The organism is Pseudomonas lini (assembly GCF_030812475.1).
In the GTDB taxonomy this organism is placed as follows: Bacteria; Pseudomonadota; Gammaproteobacteria; order Pseudomonadales; family Pseudomonadaceae; genus Aquipseudomonas; species Aquipseudomonas lini_A.
In genome coordinates this window covers 302,730-323,367 of the sequence record NZ_JAUSSR010000008.1, presented here as the reverse complement: position 1 = coordinate 323,367, position 20,638 = coordinate 302,730, and the positions used below count along the sequence as shown (strand labels likewise).

The window sequence follows — 20,638 nt, the reverse complement described above, 5'->3', positions numbered from 1 at the left end:
GGCTTTTTTGTGGGTCACTGCTTCGGCGACCCACCCGGCTTCGGCGCCGGGTCATCGAACAGATTCAAGCGCTCGCGAAGCTCATGCGCCGGTAACGGCTCTTTATCAACCGGCAACGCATTCGGGTCGACGGGCGTGGCCGGCGATTCGCCCGGGGCGCCCTGCCCTGGCGTCGACTCCGGCGCAGGCTCCGCACCTTGTGCACCTTCAATGGCTCGCTGGGCTTTTTTGGTCAGCACCACGATGTCGATGCGGCGATTGACCGGGTTGAAGGGTTTTTCTCGATCAAACAGCGCCGATGAAGCGTATCCGACGACTCGCGCCACCTGAGACTCCGGGTAGCGGCCGGCGACCAGCGCACGGCGGGCCGCGTTGGCTCGGTTGGCCGACAGTTCCCAGTTACCGAAATCACCGGTACCCGAATAGGGTGTGGCATCGGTGTGGCCGCTGATGCTGATCTTGTTCGGCACGGCTTTGATGGTGTCGGCCATGGCCAGCAGAATATCTTCGAAATACGGTTTCAGCCGAGCGCTGCCCGAGTCGAACATCGGCCGGTTCTCCGCGTCCATGATCTGGATGCGCAACCCATTGGCAATGATCTCGAACTGGATCTGGTCCTTGAATTTGTGCAACTGAGGATTTTCATCGACCTTGCTCTGCAATTCTTGCAGCAACAGTTCCAGCCGATCTTTCTCGACCTGCTCGGCCATGCCTTCGGCCTGTTCGTTACCGACGGTCACCTTGTCCGGCTGAGGCTGGGATTTGATCTCGGGATTGAGCGTGTTCTCTGGGGCCAGGGTCGGCGAACCACCCAGGTCGATGATGTAGGGCGTGCCACTTTCGGTAAAGCCGATCGGATCCTTGAAGTAACCGGCGATGGCGATCTTCTGCTCAGGTGTTGCGTTGGACAGCAGCCACAGGACCAGAAAGAACGCCATCATCGCCGTCGCGAAGTCGGCGAAGGCGATTTTCCAGGCGCCCCCATGATGCCCGGCGGCATAGCGCTTGACGCGCTTGATGATGATCGGCTGGTTATTCTCCATGACTCAGCGACCGCGAACCGCTTGTTCCAGCTCGGAGAAGCTGGGGCGGTGCGCCGGGTAAAGCACCTTGCGCCCGAACTCCACCGCCAGCGATGGCGGCATGCCGGACGCGGAAGCCACCAGCGAGGCCTTGATGGCCTCGTAGACATTCAGTTCTTCCTTGGCATCGTGGGCCAGGGAGTGGGCCAGCGGGCCGAAGAAACCATAGGCTGCAAGAATACCGAAGAAGGTACCGACCAGTGCCGCACCGACGTGCAAGCCGATGGATTGCTGATCGCCATCCCCCAGGGACGCCATGGTCACCACGATACCCAATACCGCCGCGACGATACCGAAGCCGGGCATGGCGTCGGCGATGCCGTTCACTGCGTGGGAGGGGTGATCCAGGTCTTCCTTGAGGCTGTACAGCTCCATGTCGAACAGGCCTTCCAGCTCATGGGGCGCCATGTTGCCGGACGACATGATGCGCAGGTAATCACAGACGTACGCCGTCATGCGTTCATCTTTCAGAACCGCCGGGTACTTGGCGAAGATCGGGCTCGCGGCGGCGTCTTCGATGTCGCCTTCGATGGCCATCATGCCTTCGCGGCGGCTCTTGTTGAGGATCTCGTAGATCAGGCCCAGCACCTCGAGGTAGAAGGTGTGGGTGAAGCGCGAACTGAACATGCTCAAGGACTTCTTGAACACGCGCATCGTCATGTGACCGGGGTTGGCCTGCAGGAACGCACCCAGGGCCGCGCCACCGATAATCATCACCTCGAAGGGCTGGATCAGGGCGGCAATTTTACCATGGGAGAGCACGTATCCGCCGAGCACGCTCGCGAATACGACGATGATGCCGATTATTTTAGCCATAGGGTGGGGAGCACTTACTGAGTCGGGTTCAAGGTCATATCCGGAAGCTGAAAAATCTCTTCTTCTCCTTATCGGCAAAACTGCGCCAGACTATAGCCCGTTCAGGCGAAAAGCCAATTTGCCCGTTCCGGGCATACGCTCCGAACATGGATAAAGCAGACGATGATCGCGTCCACACATGGCTAACGACACGAACGTTCCAACGCCGGCTCCGAGCACGCTCGACGGCTGGGTCAAGCTGCTCGACAGCGTACGACTGCCCGTTCCGCTCGCCAGTCATGATCGGGTTTGCAAGGCCCTCCGCGACAAGCGACGTTCGCTGCGCGATATCGCCGACATCATGCAGGACAGCCCTGCCCTGGCTTTGAGCGTGATTCGCGAAGCCAACCGGCATGCCCGTGGCAGCCTGACGACTCCCGCTGAAAACCTTGAAGTAGCGCTCACCCGCCTCGGCTTGCAGCGCACCGAAGAACTGCTCGACCGGCTGCCCGCCCAGCCGCTGTCAAAGATCCCCATCGCCCTGCGCCAGCTGCAGTTGATCAGCCAGCACGCGACCCAACAGGCCAATGGCTTTTTCGCCAGTCGCCTGGCGCGGCTGTGGCAGGACATCCATTGGGGCAGCCTGCTGTTTCTCTCGCCGTTGTGGCCGATGGCATTGACCCATCCGCAGTTGCTTGAAGAGTGGGAGCGGCGGGTCATCCATAACGGCGAACCGGCGCGCGAGGTCGAGAAGCAGTTGTTCGGCGTACGCCTGCTGCAACTAGGCCAGGCCCTGGTGGACCTCTGGCACCTGCCGATCTGGGTACAGCAAGGTTATCGGCTGCTGCTCAGCGAACAGCGGGAACTGGTCAAGGTCCTGCGCATCGCTCGCGACAGTGATCACCCGTTGCGCCAGCAGAACCGCCTCGATGACGATCCAGCGTTGCGCCGCTGGCTCAATCAACCGGCCAACACCGTGTTGCTGGCCAATGGCCTGGCACTGTCGGCCCAGCAGGCCTGGGACAGTCCGCACGCTGAACGCTGGCACTATCTCACCGGCCTTTACCTGCAAATGCCGATGGACGAAGTTCAGCAGCAGTTGCACCGACAGGCCGTCACCAGCGCCCGTCATCACGCCATGCCAGACCTGTGGCACCCGGCCATTTCACTGATCTGGCCGAGGGGCATCAAGCGCGCTCACGGGGGTTTACCGCCGGCCGCGGCACCGATCGCCGAAGATCTGGTGAAATGGCGCAGGCAATGCGCCGAATTGCTGATGCAACCCAGTCGCTTCGCCAATGCCCTGCACTTGACCACCTGCGCTCGCGACGCATTGGTTGCCTGCGGCATGCGACGGGTGATGATTCTGATGGCCGACCGCACTCACGCCAATTTGCGGGTCCACCAGGCCTTCGGCCTGTCAAAGGAAGCCACCCGTCTGAATTTCCCTGTCGACCAAAGCACCGCGCTGCAACGCCTGCTCTCGCAACAGGCGCAGCTGCGCCTGACCCCGACCAACAACGCGCAATTCTCGGCCCTGTTACCGGCCAGCCTGCGTTCGCAGTTCGATGGTGAACATCTGTTACTGCGCTCACTGGTCAACAACGGCCGGGTGATCATGATCCTGGTGGCGGACCAGGGCGGCGGGCCGTTCTCGGAGCTCACCGTACAAGCTTTCGGCAAAACCGCGCAGTGCATCGAAAAAGCCCTGCACAGCTTTAGCCACCGCGGCCAATGAAGGCTGCGCTACAATCCAACCCTTTGTGCTCTGGAGACCTCACATGTCTGACTTCTCTGGCTTGACCCTGGTGATCGAGCCGAGCGAACTGCTCGCCCGTCTCGAATCCCGCGAACTGATTCTGGTGGATCTGACCAGCAGCGCCCGTTATGCCGAAGGGCACATTCCCGGCGCCCGCTTTGTCGATCCGAAGCGTACGCAACTGGGTCAGGCGCCTGCGCCAGGCCTGCTGCCGACCAAGGCGGCGCTTGAAGCAATGTTTGGCGAACTGGGCCACAACCCCGATGCGGTCTATGTCGTCTATGACGACGAGGGCGGCGGCTGGGCCGGACGCTTTATCTGGCTTCTGGACGTCATCGGCCATCGCCACTACCACTATGTCGACGGCGGTCTGAAGGCCTGGCTGGCGGAAGGCCTGCCCATGTCGATCCAGATCCCGCCGGCGGTCGGCGGTCCGCTCCACCTGACCTTGCACGACGAACCCATCGCTACCCGCGAGTACCTGCAAAGCCGCCTGGGCGCGGCCGACCTGGCGATCTGGGACGCTCGAGGACCGCTGGAGTACTCCGGCGAGAAAGTCCTCGCGGCCAAGGCAGGACACATTCCCGGCGCGGTCAATTTCGAATGGACCGCGGGCATGGATCCGGCGCGCCACCTGCGCATTCGCACGGACATGCCGAAGATCCTGGAGCAACTCGGTATCAGCAAAGACAAAGAAGTGATCACCCACTGCCAGACCCACCATCGCTCTGGCTTCACCTATCTGGTGGCCAAATCCCTCGGTTATCCGCGGGTCAAAGGCTACGCCGGCTCATGGGGCGAATGGGGCAACCATCCCGACACCCCTGTAGAGAAATAAGGTTTTTAAGGACCGTCAATGAATAAGCGTTTGTTTATCCTCAGCCAATACCTGCTGCCCCACCATTTGCTGTCGCGACTGGCCGGCTGCATTGCCGAATGCCGCGTGCGCTGGTTCAAGAACGCCTTTACGGCGTGGTTCGCCAAGCGCTATCAGGTGGACATGTCCCAGGCACTGGTCGAAGACCTCACCGCTTACGAGCACTTCAATGCGTTCTTCACACGCGCCTTGAAAGAGGGTGCGCGTCCGCTGGACGAGACGCCGGGCGCCATCCTCAGCCCCGCCGACGGCGCCGTCAGCCAACTCGGCCCGATCGAACACGGCCGCGTGTTCCAGGCCAAGGGCCACAGCTTCAGCGTCCTGGAGTTGCTCGGCGGTGACGCTGCCAATGCCGCACCCTTCATGGGCGGCGATTTCGCCACCATTTATCTGTCGCCGAAGGACTATCATCGTGTGCACATGCCATTGGCTGGCACTCTGCGCGAGATGGTCTACATTCCGGGGCGGATTTTCTCCGTCAACCAGACCACCGCCGAAAACGTCCCGGAGCTGTTCGCCCGCAACGAGCGTGTGGCGTGCATTTTCGACACTGAGCGCGGGCCAATGGCCGTGGTGCTGGTGGGTGCCATGATCGTGGCATCGATCGAAACGGTCTGGGCCGGGTTGGTCACGCCACCGAAGCGCGAGCTGAAAACCTTCCGCTACGACGAAGCGGCCCGTGCGCCGATCCATCTGGAAAAAGGTGCGGAACTGGGTCGCTTCAAACTGGGTTCGACAGCCGTGGTGCTGTTCGGGCCGGACCAGGTGAAATGGGCGGAAGAACTGGCGGCCGGTTCGCCGGTGCAGATGGGCCAGGGCATGGGTCTGCCAACAGCCTGATGCCTGATCCGAACCCCGCGAACGTCTTCGCGGGGCCGGACACGTCGGTGGTGCCGCTACTCTATCTGTCCACGAAAGCCGATTGGCCCTTCGTTGGCGTAGGTATTGGTACCACTGAGGTTTTTCCCTCCGTCATTGGAGGTCACGCTCAACGCGACAACGTTCTGATTATCCCGGCCACCGATGACCCATTTGCCACCCGGGTGCCATGGGGCATCGTTACCGCCCCACTGATTTTCAACGTTGTACTGGTTCTGGCCCGTGCGTTGAGCCTTGAAGCCAATGGGACCTTCGCCGGCATAAGTCATGGTGCCGGTGAAGCTCTTCCCGCCATCGCCCGATTTGATTTCGATCGCGACAACGTTCTGGTTGTCCCGCGCGCCCAGTACCCAGTCTCCACCTGGGTGCCAGGGTGCCGAACTACCGCCCCATTGATTTGCCACTACGTATCTAGACATGAACCTCATCTCCTTGAAGTTACGAAGAGACCTGCCCTGCGTCTGCGGCAGGCCGTACGACTGTGCGTATCCAGTCGCACGACTGTCAGATTAGTAGGACACCCGAAGCTCACCAGAATGACAGACAAACGGTAATCTCCTGTCTGCCAGCATTTCCCTCGGTCGCTGCCGAAGGCTGCGATTTTTTGATCTTCAACATCATCACTACCGCCGAAATCAAAAGATCGCAGCCTTCGGCAGCACCTACTCAGGCCATAGCTGCTACAGTCATGTCATTCACTGCCCATTTTTTTTGTTGGAGCCTGTCCACGGCATGAATGAAACCGCTCCCCATCTCTTGCTCCGCGCACCCATTCCCAAGCAGTCGCGCCTGACGTTCTGTGAAGCCACCCCGCGCGACCTCAAGCGCTGGATTGCCGATCTGCCTAAAGCCAACATCGGCGAAACCGCTCGCCAGCTCTATCAAGGCTTGAGTGAACTCAATCAGCTGCTGACGCCCAGCGATAATCGCCTGCAAATGCTCGAGCTGTTCAGGCCCGAGGTGTACTACGTCTGCAAACACCTCGAACGGCATTTCCTGCATCAGTCGATTGTCCTCGACGAACGTTCGCGCAAGATCGCCAACCTCTGCCAGGCGCTGCAAAATCACTTGGCGATTGGCTATAAACAGATTGTCGTGCGCATCTCACCGCGTTTCAGCAAGGACCGTGCGCCATTGCTGACCCAGGCGTTGCAACGTGCGATCCATTGCCTGAACGGGCCGTTGATCCGCGCCACCGAGCTTTATTGCCCGGTACCGGAAGGGCTGTGGCTGGAGTTGCATCAGCTGTATCGAATCGCCTGCGAGCACCAGTTGCAGCACCTGAGCCTGCGCGATGAATTGGCCAGCCAGACGCAAACGCTCAGCATCGAACAGACCTACGTCGTCGCGTTGCTGCTGGGTGCCTCCCGTTGCAACCAACTGCGGCAAAACCAGATTGCCCGGGTTGCCGAAGTGCTGGAGCCCTGGAGTAAATGGATCAAGCTGCAACCCGGTAAACGCGCGGAAGGACTATTTGCCATCGCATCGGATATCGACACCGGGCCTCGTTATAGCGCCCGGTTTCGCCCCGAGCAGCAGGACAGCCTGCTGGGGATCGATCCGCAGCCGTTAGTTGCAGCCATCGAAGCTCATTTGCAAAAAACCGACAGTTCGACACCGTTGCCAGTACCTGCAGGGCTGAGCCTCGATACGCTGCAACACCTGCACGCTGCCTGGGGCCAGACAGCCGAACGCGGTTTCCAGCGCACGGTCGGCCAAGGCACCCTGACCCTGTGTATCGGCATGAGCGCGCTGCACTATTATCTGGGCGGGCAACGTTCGTTCAGTGACCTCTTGAAGCACTCGGGCTCCCGACACGCGCAATTCTCGGCAATATCCCCTGCAGGTCGCGTGAAAGACCTGTGGAGTCCTGCGACGCCCAACGACAACGTGGTCGATCTGCTGCCCTATGAAGAAATCGAATACCCGCAACTTCAGAATGATGACAGCCATGGGGCATCCGACCGAAATCAACAGTTTGTGACGTATGTCCTGTCGGTGATCAATCACAGTCCTGGCGGCTATTGCCTGGCTTGGCCAGGCGCAGTGCCCGCCGAACTGCAGGCGGGCGAAATGGTTGGCATCGAGGATTCTGCAGGTCAGGGCTGGAGCATTGCAGTGGTGCGCTGGATCCGTCAGGTGCGTGGCGGCGGTACGCAAATGGGCATCGAACAGGTCGCGCCTTGCGCCGAACCTTGCGGGCTGCAACTGCTGCGTGACCATGACGGTCACAGTCACTACCTGCGCGCTTTGTTATTACCGGCCATCAGTGCGATAGACCTGCCGCCGACGCTGCTCGCTCCGCGCCTGCCCTTTCAGGAAAGCCAAAAGGTAGTAATCAATACCCATGGCGAGGAACGCCGGGCCGGGCTGGATCGGCGGTTGGCGAGCACCCACAGTTTCAATCAGTTTGCCTATCGCCTGGTAGAGACTGCCGCAAACGCGGAGGCCGGGGGGAGCGGTGTGGCCGGTATCGAACAGGAGTTCGATTCGTTGTGGAAAACGCTTTGAGGGTGAATCCGTAAGACCGCGGCGCCACCATTCGCGAGCAGGCTCGCTCCCACAGTGATCTCCAGTGCGTGATACATAGTGTGCACACCGAAGAACCTGTAGGAGCTGGCTTGCCAGCGAAGGGGCCCGCTCAGGCAACCGGGATATCAGAGCTGCCCGTCACGATCCCGAAAGCCCAGCAGATACAGCACACCATCCAGTCCAAGGGTGGAAATCGCCTGCTTCGCCGACTGCTTGACCAGCGGCTTGGCGCGGAACGCCACGCCCAGCCCGGCAATCGCCAGCATCGGCAAATCATTGGCGCCGTCGCCGACTGCAATGGTCTGCTCCAGACGCAAACCTTCCTTGTGCGCCAGCTCTTTCAACAGATCGGCCTTGCGCTGCGCATCGACGATCGGTTCAACCGCCACGCCGGTGACCTTGCCATCGACCACTTCCAGTTCGTTGGCAAATACGTAGTCGATACCCAGCTTCGCCTGCAACTGCTTGGCAAAATAAGTGAAGCCACCCGACAGGATCGCCGTCTTGTAGCCCAGACGCTTGAGTTCGGCGAACAGTGTTTCCGCGCCTTCGGTCAGGCGCAACGAGGCGCCGATCGAGTCCAGTACGCTGACGTCCAGCCCTTGCAGCAAGGCCAGGCGCTCTTTGAAGCTGGCGCGGAAATCCAGCTCGCCGGCCATCGCCCGCTCGGTGATGGCCGACACCAGGTCACCCACACCGGCGGCCTTGGCCAGCTCGTCGATGACTTCGGCTTCGATCAGCGTCGAGTCCATGTCGAACACCGCCAGGCGACGGTTGCGGCGGAACAGCGAATCTTCCTGGAAGGCGATGTCGACGTTCAGTTCCTGGGCCACGCTCAAGAACTCCGCCCGCAACGCTTGCGGATCGGCCGCTTCACCGCGCACGGAAAACTCGATGCAGCCCTTGCCTTGATCGGCCGGGGTATCCAGCGGCATACGCCCGGACAGTCGATCGATGTGGTCGATGTTCAGGCCGTACTTGGCCGTGATCGAACTGACTCGCTGCAATTGCTCGGCCGTCACCTTGCGGGTCAGTAACGTCACGATGTGGCGTTTCTTGCCCTGATTGCCGACCCATTGCTGGTAGTCCTCTTCGGACACCGGCGTGAAACGTACCTGCTGATCGAGCTTGTAAGCCGTGAACAGAATGTCCTTGAGCACCGACTTGCCTTGCTCGGTATCAGGAATTTCAACCAGGATGCCGAACGACAGGGTGTCGTGGATCACCGCCTGACCGATGTCGAGAATGTTCACACCAGCCTGGGCCAGAACGCCGGTAATGGCCGCAGTCAGACCCGGACGGTCGACTCCGGTGATGTTTATCAGGACGATTTCGCGCAAGGCGCACCCCCGCAGGTGGAAAAAAACCGCATTCTACCCACATTCAGTGACCATCGGGCACCGTGAGCGCTTTGACGGCCTAGGGCCTGTCGCTATACTGCGCGTCAACTTCACGGACAAAGAGCCGAGCTCAAGTGAACCGGCCCACGCCAGTAAAAACCGATAACTTCTTTCTGCTGATCTTCCGGGCACTGCGCCACCGCCGTGTACCGATTGCATTACGCATCGCCAGCCATAACGTGATCCTGGTCGCTCTGGCCCTGGTGATCTATGCCTGCGTGATGGGTTTGCAGTTCAAGCAGGCCATGCACGAGCAGGCGGATGCCCTGGGCGAAAGCCTGACCACCCAGACCGCCACGTCGGCCACGGAGCTGTTGGTGTCCAACGACATCCTCAGCCTCAACGTGTTGCTCAACAACCTGACCAAGAACAAGCTGGTGGCCCATGCCGCCATCTACAGCGTGGATAACCGCATCCTCGCCGAGGCTGGTCAGCGGCCCAAGCACAGCCTGTTAGGCGAAGCCGAAGGCATGTACCAGAGCAAGATTACCTTTCAGGACGTGACCGCCGGCCAACTGCGTATCAGCCTGGATATGGATCAATTCCAGCAGCCGATGACCATCAGCCTGCAAAGCATGGGCATTCTCAGTGCCATTCTGCTGGCATTGTCGTTGGCCCTGAGCCTGCGCATGGGGCGCAACCTTTCCACGCCGCTGATGCAATTGCGCGTATGGCTGCGCAATATCGACGAACACACGCCGGGCACTGGACGCCAGGATGAAATCGGCGACCTCGCTCGCCAGTTGCACGCGGACTTCGCACCGGAACCGGTTGAGCCGGAACCCGTGCCGGAGCCTGAGTTCGACGAGGTCGATGACGACGAAGAGTCCGATCCGGCCTTTGAAGTGCGCAACCTGCGCGATCCGAGCTTTGACGAAAGTCGCCCGGTTGCCGCGTTGAAGCCTGCACCGCGGCGCATCGTCAGCACCGTCGAGGATGACGATGACGACGACGATCCGTTTGCCGACCTGCGTGATGTCTCCTCGGACAGCGCGCCGAAACCGCTGGTAAAACCAAAGTCATCGAACGTACCGCAACACAGTGCCGTGCTCGCCGTGCAACTGGGTGCACAGGATCAGTTGCGCCGCCTGCCTCGGGCACGCCTGGAAGAACTGCTCAAACGCTATCGCGATTGCCTCGATCAGGCCGCTTCGCTTTACCAGAGTGAGCTGCATACCCTGAACGACGGCAGCACGCTGATGCTGTTCCACAACGAAGACAGCGGCGACGATTACTTGACCAATGCCATTTGCTGCGGTGAGTTGCTGCGGGCCCTGGGCCATCAGTTGCAAATCGAAGTCGCGGACAGCGGCATCACCCTGCAATTGCAATTGGGCCTGACCTTGGGCGACGAACTGTTCGGCATGAGCCAGATCGATCTGCTGTTGACCGAATCGGCCCAAGACGCCTTGGCCCTGTCGCAACACAGCCGCAACCTGCTGCTGGTGGAGCGCAAGATCAGCGACGACGCACTGATCCGTCAGCGTGCCCGGATCCGGCCGATCGCCAGCCCGGAAGGCGCGTGCTGCGTAGAGCGGCTGATGGAACCTTATCCGTCGATGCTGGAGCGGCAACTGGCGCGGATGCATGAGCGCCGGGCTTAAGCGATAGCCTTGATGTGAAGAAGCCCGCAGATGAGTGATCGTCTGCGGGCTTTTTTATTGCCTGTGCGGACGCCTTCGCTGGCAAGCCAGCTCCTACAGGTACCGTGTCGTTCACTCTATGTGGCTATGACGCAACCCTGTAGGAGCTGGCTTGCCAGCGAAGAGGCCATCAGCAGCACCGAAGTTCTCACTCCCCAGAAACAACAAAACCCGCATCCATGGCGGGCTTTGCATTGAATCAATCCAGCCTTAGAACCTGAACACTTCCATATCGGTGCGGATCGGCGCAGCCATCGGGATCTTCGGCTGTTTTTCCTGTTCCGCCGCCGGTGCTGCAGGCTTGGCGGCCGGCTTTTTCGGCGCTTCTGCAATGGGTGGCTGGTTAGCCAATGGCTTGAGCGCGGTCGACAGCTGTTGGGCAAGTTTCTGCAACAACACACCCTGAGCCTGAACCTGCGCTGCCGTACCACCGGCATGCTGTTCCTGCAGATGAATGATGCGGTTATCGCGAACCTGACCACGACGGTCGATCAAACGCCATTGCGCGTCGAGGATCGCCGGTTGCAACTTACCCGAATCCAGGCGGGTGATGGTCAGCAGCACCTGAACGTCCGGGGTGAAACCTACCGTCGCTGGCGCCAGCACCACGCGCTGGCTATCCAGATGCCCCGCTACCTGGCGCAGCAACAGCTGATCGATATCGGACGAAAGGCTACCCGCCCATCGGCCGTCAGTGGCAGCCTGAAGACTCCCGTCGGGCTGACGCTGCAACAAGGTTTCACGTTGCAGATAATCGGCAACGGTCACCGGCCCCAGCAACACGGCCATGCCCGCGCTTTGCGCAGGCTGAGCCGGACTTCCGCTGTCCAGCTGATACAGCGACACCGGTTGGTGAACGCTGCAACCCGCCAGGCCAAGGACCCCGGCGAGCATCAAAAAAAACGGAAGGCGCAGAGCAGTCATCGTCCCATCCAGGTGGTTGCCACAAGGCTAACCACAGTGAAAATACTCAAAAAATATGAAGAACGCTCAGCCACGCCGGCGCTTGAAAGGCCATATCATCCGTGAATATGCGTTCCGACTCCAGCGCCAATGCGTCGATCTACGCGTTAAATCGTAGATCGAGCGCTCTAGGACGCTTAATTGAGGTTTTCGACGAGCAGCGCATCCACCCTCTGAAAGCCACGAGGCAGTTTATTGCCACGACGTCCACGTTCACCTTTGTAGTGTTCGAGGTCGTCCGCTTTCAGCGACAACGTTCGTTTTCCGGCTTGCAGCACCAATGTGGCGCCTTCCGGCAGTACGGCGATGTCCGTGACATATTCTTCGCGACTGGCAACACGCTCCCCGGAAATACCGATGATCTTATTGCCTTTACCTTTACCTAATTGTGGCAGATCGCTGATCTTGAAGATCAGCAGGCGACCTTCGGTGGTCACCGAGGCCAGCCAGTTCTGTTCACGATCGGCCACCGGACGCGGCAGGATCACCTTGGCGTTGTTCGGCAGGCTCAACAGGGCCTTGCCCGCCTTGTTCTTGGCTTGCAGGTCTTCACCCTTGACCACGAAACCATAACCGGCATCGGAGGCGATCACGTACAGCGCATCGTCTTCCGGCATCAGCACGCACTCGAAACTCGCCCCTGGCGGCGGCGTCAGACGGCCGGTCAACGGCTCGCCCTGGCCACGGGCCGACGGCAAGGTGTGCGCGGCCACCGAATAACTGCGGCCAGTAGAGTCGATAAACACCGCAAACTGGTTGGAGCGCCCGGGCGCCAAAGCCTTGAAACCATCCCCGGCCTTGTAGGAAAGCCCGGTGGCATCGATTTCGTGGCCCTTGGCGGAGCGCACCCAGCCTTTTTCCGACAGGACAACGGTCACCTTCTCGTTCGGCAGCAGATCGTGTTCGGTCAGGGCCTTGGCCTCGGCGCGCTCGACGATTGGCGAACGACGGTCGTCGCCATAGGTTTCGGCGTCCTTGATCAGCTCGGTGCGGACCAGTTTTTTCAGCTTGGCTTCACTGCTCAGCAGGGCTTGCAGCTTGGCCTGTTCCTTGAGCAGTTCATCCTGCTCGGCACGCAACTTCATTTCTTCCAGTCGCGCCAATTGACGCAGACGGGTGTCGAGGATGTAGTCGGCCTGGATTTCGCTGAGGGCGAAACGCTCGATCAGCGCGGCTTTCGGGTGCTCCTCGGTGCGGATGATGTGAATCACTTCATCCAGGTTGAGGTAGGCAATCAATAAACCGTCCAACAGGTGCAGGCGACGCTCGACCTTGTCCAGGCGGAATTGCAGGCGGCGACGTACAGTCTGAACCCGGAATTGCAGCCACTCGACCAGCAACGCGCGCAGGTTTTTCAGTTGCGGCTTGCCGTCCAGACCGATGATGTTGATGTTGACCCGGTAGCTCGACTCCAGCTCGGTGCTGGCGAACAGGTGCTGCATCAGGGCATCGTGGTCAAAATTCTTGCGGGCGCCCGGGATGATCACGATCCGGCACGGGTTTTCATGGTCGGATTCGTCGCGCAGGTCCGCAATCTGCGGCGCCTTGGACGGCTTGGCCTGCATCATGGCCGCGATCTGTTCCAGCACCTTGGCACCGGAGACCTGATGCGGCAGCGCTGTGACGATGATGTCGCCGTCTTCGATGTGGTACACGGCACGCATGCGTACCGAGCCCTTGCCTGTTTCGTACATTTTAAGCAAATCGGCCCGAGGCGTGATGATTTCCGCTTCGGTCGGGTAATCCGGGCCCTGGATGTGTTCGCAGAGCTGTTCGACCGTGGCTTTGGGTTCATCGAGCAGACGCACGCAGGCGGTCGCGACTTCGCGCAGGTTGTGCGGCGGGACGTCGGTGGCCATGCCCACGGCGATACCGGTGGTGCCGTTGAGCAGGATGTTTGGCAGACGCGCCGGCAACACCAGCGGTTCGTCGAGGGTACCGTCGAAGTTCGGCCCCCAGTCCGCCGTGCCCTGGCCCAGCTCGCTGAGCAGCACTTCGGAATAACGCGACAGCCGCGCTTCGGTGTACCGCATGGCAGCGAAGGACTTGGGATCATCCGGCGCACCCCAGTTACCCTGCCCGTCGACCAGTGTGTAGCGGTAGCTGAACGGCTGGGCCATCAGGACCATGGCTTCGTAGCAGGCCGAGTCGCCATGCGGATGGAACTTGCCGAGCACGTCACCGACGGTACGTGCCGACTTCTTGTGTTTGGAATCGGCGTCCAGCCCCAACTCGCTCATCGCGTAGATGATGCGCCGCTGTACCGGTTTCAGGCCGTCGCCGATATGCGGCAAGGCACGGTCCATGATCACGTACATGGAATAGTTGAGGTAGGCATTTTCGGTGAAGTCAGCCAATGACCGGCGTTCTACACCGTCCAGGCTGAGATCAAGGGAGTCGCTCATGCGGGCCTCATTGGTTCGTTGTCTGGCGCAGCAGCATGGTGCCACCGCGCTGGGTAAATTCAAGTTTGTTCAGCGCGCTCATACCGAGCAGCACTTGATTGCCTTCCAGGCCTGGTACGACGAGGGCGCGCACATCACGCAGCACAATGTCGCCCAGTTGCAGGCGGTCGATACGGGTTCGATAGCCCTCGGCACGACCGCTGGCCGTGCTCAAGGTCACCGGGAAGCCCTTTTCCAGTTTCAGTCTTTCGGCCATACCGCCGGGTATCGCCACATCGGTTGCCCCGGTATCGAGCATGAGGTCCACCGGCTGACCGTTGATCTGGCCGCTGGCGACAAAATGTCCCTGATTGTTGCTGGCAAGCTTCACTTCGATAAAACCTTCGCCCTGTTCCGAGCTGACCACGACGTTGGGATTCTGCTGGCGCTGCTCCCATTGCCCGAAAAACCGCGTGGCCAGAAACAGCGCGGCGCACCAGGCCAGCACCATCAATACGCGGCCGATGCGCTTGCCCGGCGGCTGCTGACTCATGACCTGGCACTCCAGCCACCCTCAGGCGCGGCAAAGCGCATGATGATCGGACGGACCTCGCCATCGGCGCGTATACCGTTGTTGTTGTCGATGCCGATCCAGGCACCGTCGGCGTCCACGATCAATGCTTCTTCCAGCCCAAAGGCCTGTGGATAACGCCGGTTTTCCTGCAACGCCTCGGCGGCATATGACCAGCAGCGCTCGACCTTGGCAGTCTGCGCGTCCCGGCGGCATATCTCGAAGACATTGCGTTCGAGGGTGAACAACTTGCCGTCGAACAATGACAGGTCGGCGAAGTCCCGCGGCACCGCCCTGGCGCCGGGAAATTGTGCCGGCTGCATTTCCATCCCGGCCTCACTCAGCAGCACACAACCCCCATCGCAGTCCCAGAGGGTTTGTTGGCGCTTGATCAATAGCAACCCGCGGCTTTCACGCTCGGCGGCCAGCCACAATTGATCACCTTCAGGACTGATCGCCAGGCCTTCGAACAGCGCATTGAATTTCAGCAACATGCCGCTGGCGCGTGCTTCACGAATCAGGATCGGCGAGATTTTCAGCCAGGAGGCGGGTCCCGCTGGGGGCACTTGCAGCACCGCTCCATGAGATTCGCTGACAATGTAGCGATTACCGGCGTTGTCGCAGGTGATGCCTTCGAAATCCAGGTCGCCGCCACGGGCCAACGAGGCCGCCCAGGTCCGCGAACGCAGCCCCCAGGGCAAGCCGCTGTCCGGCACCGCTGGCACATCGATGTGCACGGGTTCGGCTTGCCAGACAGGGTCACGGGTATCGAGTAGGTAAATCTGTTCATCGTCCCGGTCGGATACGCTCCACAAATCCTTGCCGCACCGGGCCAGCCCGGACAGGTTGCCGCCGCGCATGCCATCGACGGCATGCTCGGATAACAGCCGCAACTCTGGCGCCGACTGCGCAGCCACCGTCATCGAGGTCAGCAGCAACGCACATACCAAGGCAAAGCCTCGGCACATCAGCCCAGAACCTCGGCCAGGTTGCCCTTGGATTCCAGCCAGGACTTGCGGTCGCCGGCGCGTTTCTTCGCCAGCAACATGTCCATCATTTCCGAGGTCGCTTCGAAATCGTCCAGCGTCAGCTGCACCAGGCGCCGGGTGTTCGGGTCCATGGTGGTTTCGCGCAGCTGCGGCGGGTTCATTTCACCCAGCCCCTTGAATCGGGTGACCTGGGGCTTGCCCCGTTTCTTCTCGGCCACCAGGCGATCGAGGATGCCATCGCGCTCGGCTTCGTCCAGGGCATAGTAGATCTCTTTACCCAGGTCGATGCGGTACAGCGGCGGCATCGCGACGTAGACGTGACCGGCATCCACCAACGGGCGGAAATGCTGGACGAACAACGCGCAGAGCAACGTGGCGATGTGCAAACCGTCGGAATCGGCGTCGGCGAGGATACAGATCTTGCCGTAACGCAGCTGGCTCATATCCGCCGCGCCCGGGTCGACGCCGATGGCCACGGCGATGTTGTGCACTTCCTGGCTGGCCAGCACTTCGCTGCCGTCGACTTCCCAGGTGTTCAGGATCTTGCCGCGTAACGGCAGGATAGCCTGGAATTCTTTGTCCCGCGCCTGCTTGGCCGAACCGCCGGCGGAGTCACCTTCCACCAGAAACAGCTCGGAACGCATCGGGTCCTGCCCGGCGCAGTCGGCGAGTTTGCCCGGCAATGCCGGCCCCGCCGTGATGCGCTTGCGCTCAACCTTCTTGCTGGCCTTCAGGCGACGGCCGGCGTTGTTGATCGCCAGCTCCGCCAGCAGCATGCCGGTTTCCGGGTTGGCGTTGAGCCACAGGCTGAACGCGTCCTTGACCACCCCGGAAACGAACGCCGCCGCTTCACGGGACGACAGGCGCTCTTTGGTCTGGCCGGAAAATTGTGGCTCCTGCATTTTCATCGACAGGACGAAGGCGATGCGCTCCCAGACGTCTTCCGGCGCCAGCTTCACGCCCCGCGGCAGCAGGCTGCGGAACTCGCAGAACTCGCGCATGGCGTCGAGCAAGCCCTGACGCAACCCGTTGACGTGAGTACCGCCCTGGGCCGTCGGGATCAGGTTGACATAACTTTCCTGGACGCTGTCGCCGCCCTCCGGCAACCACAGCAGCGCCCAGTCGACCGCTTCTTTGTTGCCGGCCAGGCTGCCGCAGAACGGCTCGTCGGGCAGGCGTTCGAATTCGCTGACGGCGTCGACCAGATAGGAACGCAGGCCGTCCTCGTAATGCCACTCGACCTTCTCGCCGGTGGCCTTGTCTTCAAAACTGACCAGCAGCCCCGGGCACAGAACAGCCTTGGCCTTGAGCACATGCTTGAGGCGGCTGATGGAGAATTTCGGGGAATCGAAGTACTTCGGGTCCGGCGCGAAGAACACGCTGGTGCCGGTGTTGCGTTTGCCGACGGTGCCGATCACTTCCAGTTCGGTTTTCTTGTAACCGTCGCCGAAGGTCATCTGGTATTCATTGCCGTCACGCTTTACGCGCACCCGGACTTCTGTCGACAAGGCGTTGACCACCGAAATACCCACCCCGTGCAGACCGCCGGAGAACTGGTAGTTCTTGTTGGAAAACTTGCCGCCGGCATGGAGCTTGGTGAGGATCAGCTCGACACCCGATACGCCTTCTTCGGCGTGAATGTCCACCGGCATGCCACGGCCGTCATCGCTGACTTCCAGGGAATGATCGGCGTGCAGGATGACCTGCACCGAAGTCGCATGCCCGGCCAAGGCTTCGTCGACGCTGTTGTCGATGACTTCCTGGGCGAGGTGGTTCGGCCGACTGGTGTCGGTGTACATGCCGGGGCGTTTGCGCACCGGGTCGAGGCCCGAGAGGACTTCGATGGCGTCTGCGTTATAAGAGCTAGCGCTGGGAGTGGCCATGGGGTCTCGTCGTCAAATGTTTTGTGAAAAGGGGCGATGACTCACAGTGCAGTGAAGTCAATCGCCTGATACAAATCTGCGCCGATGCCGGCAAAACTCAGCATTGCCGGCAGCTGCTCGGCAAAACCCTGGAACCCATGGTCGCCGCCGGCCTGGATGCGCAAGGCACAGGCCCGGTAATACTGCTGGGCGAGGCGGTAATCCAGCGTTTCATCGCCGGTTTGCAACCACACCTGAAAGCGTTGCGGATCCTGGGGCGCCGCCACTTCCAGCTCGGCCAGGGCCGTCACGTGATCGTGGGTCAATTCCCAGGCCTCGTCGGTGTACAGGTTTTTCTGCGCCCCCAGATACCCGTCGAACATCCGGTGCGGACTGACGGCAGGGTTGATCAACAGAGCCTTGAGGCCATGGCGCTCGGCCAAGTGAGTCGCATAGTAGCCGCCGAGTGAGCTGCCGACCAGCAATGGCCGTCCGAGCTCCTCTATCGCCTGCTCCAGCTGACCGATGGCCTCACGAGGATGGTGATGCAAGTACGGAACGCGCAACTGATCGCTCAAGCCCAGTTGGTCCATCACCTGGATCAACCGAGTGGCCTTGTTCGACGCCGGCGCGCTGTTGAAGCCGTGGATATAAAGGATCGAACCGGACATTGGAGCTCCCTGTGCGTCGGGTAAAGAGGCGCAGTTTACAGGGTGTCGGGGGGTGTTGGGTGCCATCAACTTCGGAAAGAACGCGATCCCTTGTAGGAGCTGGCTTGCCAGCGATGCACTCAAGGACGACGCGTTCATTCAGGCATACACGCATTATCGTTGACGACCTTCGCTGGCAAGCCAGCTCCTACAGGGGAACGGGGACATCAGCAGGAAAGGTGTCAGTAGCCGTCAGAGCCGTAATCGACCTGGAACTCGAAGCCTGTCACGCGCTCCACGCCGGTTTCGAGCTCGCCATCGGGCATAAGCCGCAACCACCGATACCCCGGCGCCTGCTCCCCCACCTTGAAATCATCGCTCCCCGGTTCGAACTGGATGCAGGTCGACGGCGATGCAATCAACCGCACGCCATTACGCTCCCGGTCGATTTCTTGATGAACATGCCCCCACAAAACAGCACGCACCTGCGGGAATCGATCCAGAACCGAAAACAGCGCCTCTGGATTACGCAATCCTATCGGCTCCATCCACGCACAGCCAATGGCCACCGGATGGTGGTGCAGGCACACCAGATGATGCCTTTCCGGCGCCTCGCTCAGCGCGCGGGCCAGCAACTGCAACTGTTCGTCTTCCAGATACCCCGGCACCGAGCCCGGCACTGCCGAATCGAGCAACGTGACTCGCCAGTTACCGACATCCACCACGGGCTCGAGCAATGCACTCTGCACGGCCGCTTCAGCCATGATCCGCGGCTCGTCGTGATTGCCGGGAATCCAGCGCGCCGGAGCATCGAGCTGGCGGGTCAGGTCGCGGAACTGCTGATAGGACTCCAGCGTCCCGTCCTGGGAAATATCGCCACTGGCAACGATCAGATCGATCCGTGGCTGTTGCAGGCGGACCAGCTCGATGACGCGTTGCAGGCTGTCAAGGGTGTTCATGCCCAGCAATGTGCCAGCCGCCTCGGCAAACAGATGGCTGTCGGAGAGTTGTACCAGCAACGCCGGATCGGCGGTTGTCAATGTGGATACGCGTGGCAAGGCGTTCTCCCGGGGCGTGATCACGGGGATGGATGAGTGCCGCAATTATGCTGGGGGACGACCAAAAGGGGAAACGGTAAACCTGACGCCGTTCACGTCAGCGCACAACCGCATACTCGTGCCCGCAAGCCAGGCAATGGCTCAGCCATTCGCCCAGGAACATATTCAGCTGGGCCTTTTCGTCGGGCTGGTGCATCGCGGCGTTCGGGTAAGGATAGATGCCGCGAAAGCGTCGTGCATGTTCGGCGCTGACCACTTCGGCCATGCACGCGTCGTGATAGACCTGAACTTCCAGTTGTGGCACCGGCAGCCAGGGCAGGCTGTGTTCCTGGCGCACTTGCAGGGTCGTGGTGTACGGACAGACCTGCAGCACCTCCAGGGCCAGTACGCCGAGCATCTGGTCGCCATGGGTCACGGCAATGCGCCGCGCCTCGGGCTCGTTGCGCATGTCCGGCAACAGTCGCATGAGGCGCGCGTAGTTGGCCTCGCAGGACGCTTGCAGCCCTGCCAGGTCTACCCGATAGCGATCGCGCAGCTTGTTTACGACCATAACCCCCTCACTTCAGCGCGGTTCAAAGCTAGCCATTGCAAGGCAATGATGCTGGCCGCGTTGGCAATTTGCCCGTCGCGTACGGCCTGCAGGGCGTCTTCGAAGGCCCAGACCGTGACGCGGATATCTTCTGCTTCTTCCTCCAGCCCATGCAGGCCGCCGACCCCGGCGCTGTCGCAGCGCCCCAGGTACAAATGCACGAATTCATTGCTGCCGCCCGGCGATGGAAAATATTTGGTCATCGGCCAAAGCGCCCCGAATACAAGCCCAGCTTCCTCCTGCGCTTCGCGGTGAGCAACTTCTTCCGGTTCTTCATCCTTATCGATCAGACCAGCGACCAGCTCGACCAGCCACGGATTGTCGATCTTGCCCATGGCGCCGACGCGAAACTGCTCGATCAACACCACTTCGTCGCGCTGCGGATCGTAAGGCAGCACGCACACGGCGTCATGGCGCACAAACACTTCACGACTGATCTCGCGACTCATGCCACCGGCGAACAATTCGTGGCGCAAGTGCACGCGGTCGAGTTTGTAAAAGCCCTCGAAGCACTTTTCGCGCCGAACGATCTCAACGGCGGTCGGAATGGCGTTGGCAAAATCAGTCATGACAATCCTCGTTTCTACACCGAGGCTCCAGCCTCG

General features: G+C 60.8%; 18 protein-coding genes. 5 read left to right on the top strand and 13 right to left on the bottom strand.

The genetic code is table 11. The annotated features are described in order from the left end of the window. Positions 1-14 precede the first annotated feature (14 nt). A complete protein-coding gene (gene motB, locus J2W17_RS17595) occupies positions 15-1,043 on the bottom strand; it encodes a flagellar motor protein MotB (RefSeq protein ID WP_307336640.1) in 1,029 nt (342 codons plus the stop codon). 3 nt (positions 1,044-1,046) lie between these two features. Further along, a complete protein-coding gene (motA, locus tag J2W17_RS17590) occupies positions 1,047-1,898 on the bottom strand; it encodes a flagellar motor stator protein MotA (protein WP_307336637.1) in 852 nt (283 codons plus the stop codon). Positions 1,899-2,076: 178 nt separating this feature from the next. Here motA and J2W17_RS17585 point away from each other — a divergent pair, with 178 nt between their 5' ends. The 3 genes from J2W17_RS17585 to asd are packed head-to-tail and all read left to right on the top strand — an operon-like array spanning position 2,077 to position 5,353. Further along, positions 2,077-3,615 (top strand): HDOD domain-containing protein, encoded by a 1,539-nt coding sequence (locus tag J2W17_RS17585; protein ID WP_307336634.1) that lies wholly within the window; start codon positions 2,077-2,079, stop codon positions 3,613-3,615. A gap of 43 nt (positions 3,616-3,658) precedes the next feature. Beyond that, complete coding sequence (gene rhdA, locus J2W17_RS17580; protein ID WP_307336632.1) at positions 3,659-4,474, top strand: thiosulfate sulfurtransferase; 816 nt, start codon at positions 3,659-3,661, stop codon at positions 4,472-4,474. Positions 4,475-4,492: 18 nt separating this feature from the next. Beyond that, the gene (asd, locus tag J2W17_RS17575; protein WP_307336629.1) at positions 4,493-5,353 is read left to right on the top strand and encodes an archaetidylserine decarboxylase; all 861 of its coding nucleotides are present in this window, start codon (positions 4,493-4,495) and stop codon (positions 5,351-5,353) included. 56 nt (positions 5,354-5,409) lie between these two features. Here asd and J2W17_RS17570 read toward each other — a convergent pair whose 3' ends face one another. Further along, positions 5,410-5,811: a lectin OAA family protein gene (locus tag J2W17_RS17570; RefSeq protein ID WP_150797022.1), complete on the bottom strand. Its 402-nt coding sequence runs from the start codon at positions 5,809-5,811 to the stop codon at positions 5,410-5,412. A 313-nt stretch (positions 5,812-6,124) separates the two neighbouring features. Here J2W17_RS17570 and J2W17_RS17565 point away from each other — a divergent pair, with 313 nt between their 5' ends. Beyond that, the gene (locus tag J2W17_RS17565; protein WP_307336624.1) at positions 6,125-7,903 is read left to right on the top strand and encodes a molecular chaperone; all 1,779 of its coding nucleotides are present in this window, start codon (positions 6,125-6,127) and stop codon (positions 7,901-7,903) included. A 146-nt stretch (positions 7,904-8,049) separates the two neighbouring features. Here J2W17_RS17565 and serB read toward each other — a convergent pair whose 3' ends face one another. After that, positions 8,050-9,264 carry a phosphoserine phosphatase SerB gene (gene serB / locus J2W17_RS17560; protein ID WP_307336621.1) on the bottom strand — a complete coding sequence of 405 codons (1,215 nt, stop codon included), beginning with the start codon at positions 9,262-9,264 and terminating at the stop codon, positions 8,050-8,052. A 134-nt stretch (positions 9,265-9,398) separates the two neighbouring features. Here serB and J2W17_RS17555 point away from each other — a divergent pair, with 134 nt between their 5' ends. Then, entirely contained in the window at positions 9,399-10,928 is a 1,530-nt protein-coding gene (locus tag J2W17_RS17555) for an AhpA/YtjB family protein (RefSeq protein ID WP_307336618.1), read from the top strand. Positions 10,929-11,177: 249 nt separating this feature from the next. Here J2W17_RS17555 and J2W17_RS17550 read toward each other — a convergent pair whose 3' ends face one another. The 9 genes from J2W17_RS17550 to J2W17_RS17510 all read right to left on the bottom strand — a co-directional run bounded on the left by J2W17_RS17550 (position 11,178) and on the right by J2W17_RS17510 (position 20,602). Then, positions 11,178-11,891 (bottom strand): PqiC family protein, encoded by a 714-nt coding sequence (locus J2W17_RS17550; protein ID WP_307336615.1) that lies wholly within the window; start codon positions 11,889-11,891, stop codon positions 11,178-11,180. A gap of 176 nt (positions 11,892-12,067) precedes the next feature. After that, entirely contained in the window at positions 12,068-14,335 is a 2,268-nt protein-coding gene (gene parC, locus J2W17_RS17545) for a DNA topoisomerase IV subunit A (protein WP_307336612.1), read from the bottom strand. A 7-nt stretch (positions 14,336-14,342) separates the two neighbouring features. Continuing rightward, positions 14,343-14,867: a retropepsin-like aspartic protease family protein gene (locus tag J2W17_RS17540; protein ID WP_307336608.1), complete on the bottom strand. Its 525-nt coding sequence runs from the start codon at positions 14,865-14,867 to the stop codon at positions 14,343-14,345. Then, positions 14,864-15,853 (bottom strand): esterase-like activity of phytase family protein, encoded by a 990-nt coding sequence (locus J2W17_RS17535; protein WP_307336606.1) that lies wholly within the window; start codon positions 15,851-15,853, stop codon positions 14,864-14,866. Before J2W17_RS17535 ends, J2W17_RS17540 begins: the two co-directional genes overlap by 4 nt. After that, complete coding sequence (gene parE / locus J2W17_RS17530; protein ID WP_307336604.1) at positions 15,853-17,757, bottom strand: DNA topoisomerase IV subunit B; 1,905 nt, start codon at positions 17,755-17,757, stop codon at positions 15,853-15,855. Before parE ends, J2W17_RS17535 begins: the two co-directional genes overlap by 1 nt. 41 nt (positions 17,758-17,798) lie before the next feature. Then, positions 17,799-18,407 (bottom strand): YqiA/YcfP family alpha/beta fold hydrolase, encoded by a 609-nt coding sequence (locus tag J2W17_RS17525; protein WP_307336602.1) that lies wholly within the window; start codon positions 18,405-18,407, stop codon positions 17,799-17,801. 221 nt (positions 18,408-18,628) lie between these two features. After that, the gene (gene cpdA / locus J2W17_RS17520; protein WP_307336600.1) at positions 18,629-19,444 is read right to left on the bottom strand and encodes a 3',5'-cyclic-AMP phosphodiesterase; all 816 of its coding nucleotides are present in this window, start codon (positions 19,442-19,444) and stop codon (positions 18,629-18,631) included. Between the two features lie 97 nt (positions 19,445-19,541). Beyond that, positions 19,542-19,994 carry a DUF1249 domain-containing protein gene (locus J2W17_RS17515; protein WP_307336598.1) on the bottom strand — a complete coding sequence of 151 codons (453 nt, stop codon included), beginning with the start codon at positions 19,992-19,994 and terminating at the stop codon, positions 19,542-19,544. Beyond that, complete coding sequence (locus J2W17_RS17510; protein WP_307336596.1) at positions 19,985-20,602, bottom strand: NUDIX domain-containing protein; 618 nt, start codon at positions 20,600-20,602, stop codon at positions 19,985-19,987. Before J2W17_RS17510 ends, J2W17_RS17515 begins: the two co-directional genes overlap by 10 nt. Positions 20,603-20,638: the final 36 nt, after the last annotated feature.